The sequence below is a fragment of the Longimicrobium sp. genome, from assembly GCF_036554565.1.
Classification (GTDB): Bacteria; Gemmatimonadota; Gemmatimonadetes; order Longimicrobiales; family Longimicrobiaceae; genus Longimicrobium.
Genome location: NZ_DATBNB010000289.1, coordinates 1 through 2007, shown reverse-complemented (window position 1 = coordinate 2007; position 2007 = coordinate 1). Strand labels below are relative to the sequence as shown.

Here is a 2007-nt window from a genome sequence, read left to right as displayed (position 1 = left end):
GATGGCCGCCGTGACGCCCATGGTGGAGCCGCAGATGGCCGCCAAGGAGCTCGCGTTCGACGTCGTCCTGCACGCCCCGCCCGTGCGGGCCGACCGCGAAAAAGTGCAGCAGGTGGTGATCAACCTGCTGAGCAACGCGCTGAAGTTCACCCCCCCGGGCGGCCGCATCAGCGTCGAGGCCGGCGTGGTGCCCGGGGAGCCGGCGGTCGTCTTCCTTTCCGTCAGCGACACGGGAATCGGCATTCCGCCGGAAAAGCAGGCGTCGGTGTTCGAGCCGTTCGTGCAGGTAGACATGAGCCGCACCCGCCGCTCCGAGGGCACGGGGCTGGGGCTGGCCATCAGCCGCGACCTGGCCCGCGGCATGGGCGGCGACCTGGGCGTCCGCAGCCGCGACGGCGGCGGATCCGTATTCACCCTCACCCTTCCCGCCGCCGACATCGCCTGACCTCCCCGCGCCAACGACGTGCAGTCCGTACGCGCGGCCCGGCAGGCCGCGGCGCGCGCCCCGGACCACACGGATTGAGACGGCTCTTGCCCGTTGGAAATTCCTCGCGCATGTTGTGAATGTGCACGCGTGGCGCGTTCCCCTCCGCACCCGCCGCCCCCCGCGGCATCTCCCGCTCCACCATCCCGGCAATCCCCGCCCGCCATTCCTCATGAGCGATTCCGCACCCGTAGACCCCCTGGCACCGTCCTGCCCCCAGTACCGCCGGCTGCGCGTCTACGCGTTCGATCCCAGCCTGGACACCCGGGTGGAAACGGCGGTGCTCAACCGCGTGACGCTGAAGGTGCCGTGGGAGGAGCTGGGCCCCGGCCCGGTCGGCGAATCCGTGGAGGTGGTCGACTTCGACCCGGCCAGCGGGTGCTTCTACGCGCCGGTGAACCTGGAGCACCCGCACCTGCTGGCCCGCGACGGCCTGCCGCCCTCGGAAGGGAACCCGCAGTTCCACCAGCAGATGGTGTACGCGGTGTCCATGACCACCATCCGCCACTTCGAAAAGGCCCTGGGCCGGGCGGCCCTCTGGTCGCAGTACGATCCCTCCACGGGAAAGGACCGGCAGGTAGACCGTCTGCGGCTGTATCCCCACGCCCTGCGCGGCGCAAACGCGTACTACAGCCCGCAGCGGATGGCGGTGCTCTTCGGATACTTTCCCGCCACGGCGAAAGAGCCGGGAAAGCTCCTGCCGCGCGGGGTGGTGTTCACCTGCCTGTCGCACGACGTGATCGCGCACGAGGTGACGCACGCCCTGCTCGACGGCATGTACCGGCTGCTGCTGGAGCCCAGCAACCCCGACGTGCTGGCCTTTCACGAGGCGTTCTCCGACATCGTGGCGCTCTTCCAGCACTTTTCCATGCCCGAGGTGCTGAAGAGCCAGATCGCCCGCACCCGCGGCGACCTGGCCTCGCAGAACCTGCTGGGCCAGCTGGCGCAGCAGTACGGTGAGGCCACGGGGCGGCACGGCGCGCTGCGCGACGCGCTGGGAAAGGTGAACGAGACCACGAAGAAGTGGGAGCCGCGCGAGCCGGATCCCTCGCTGATGGACACCGTTTCGGAGCCGCACGACCGCGGCAGCCTCCTGGTGGCCGCCGTGTTCGACGCCTTCCTGGCCATGTACCGGGCCCGCATCGCCGACCTGCTGCGCATCGCCACCGCGGGAAGCGGGCAGCTTCCCCCGGGCGAGCTTCATCCGGACCTGGTGAACCGCCTGGCCCAGGAGGCCTCCAAGTGCGCCCGGCACGTGCTGACCATGTGCATCCGTGCGCTGGACTACTGCCCGCCGGTAGACCTGACCTTCGGCGAGTACCTGCGCGCGCTGATCACCGCCGACTTCGACCTGGTGCGCGACGACGACCTGGGCTACCGCGTGGCTTTCATCGAGGCGTTCCGCCGGCGGGGCATCTACCCGCGCGACGTTCGGACCCTGTCGGAGGGCAGTCTCCTGTGGCAGGAGCCCGCGGTGCTCTTCGCCGACATGCCCAACCTGTCGCGGGTGTGCGCGGTGGAGA

Annotated in this window: 1 protein-coding gene and 1 pseudogene; both read left to right on the top strand. The window is 70.1% G+C overall.

What is annotated here, in order from left to right:
• Window positions 1-445, top strand: a 445-nt coding sequence (locus tag VIB55_RS07810) for a sensor histidine kinase (protein WP_331876113.1), incomplete at its 5' end; no start/stop codon positions are given.
• 211 nt (window positions 446-656) lie between these two features.
• Window positions 657-2007: pseudogene (locus tag VIB55_RS07805) on the top strand (peptidase S8); the annotation flags it as partial.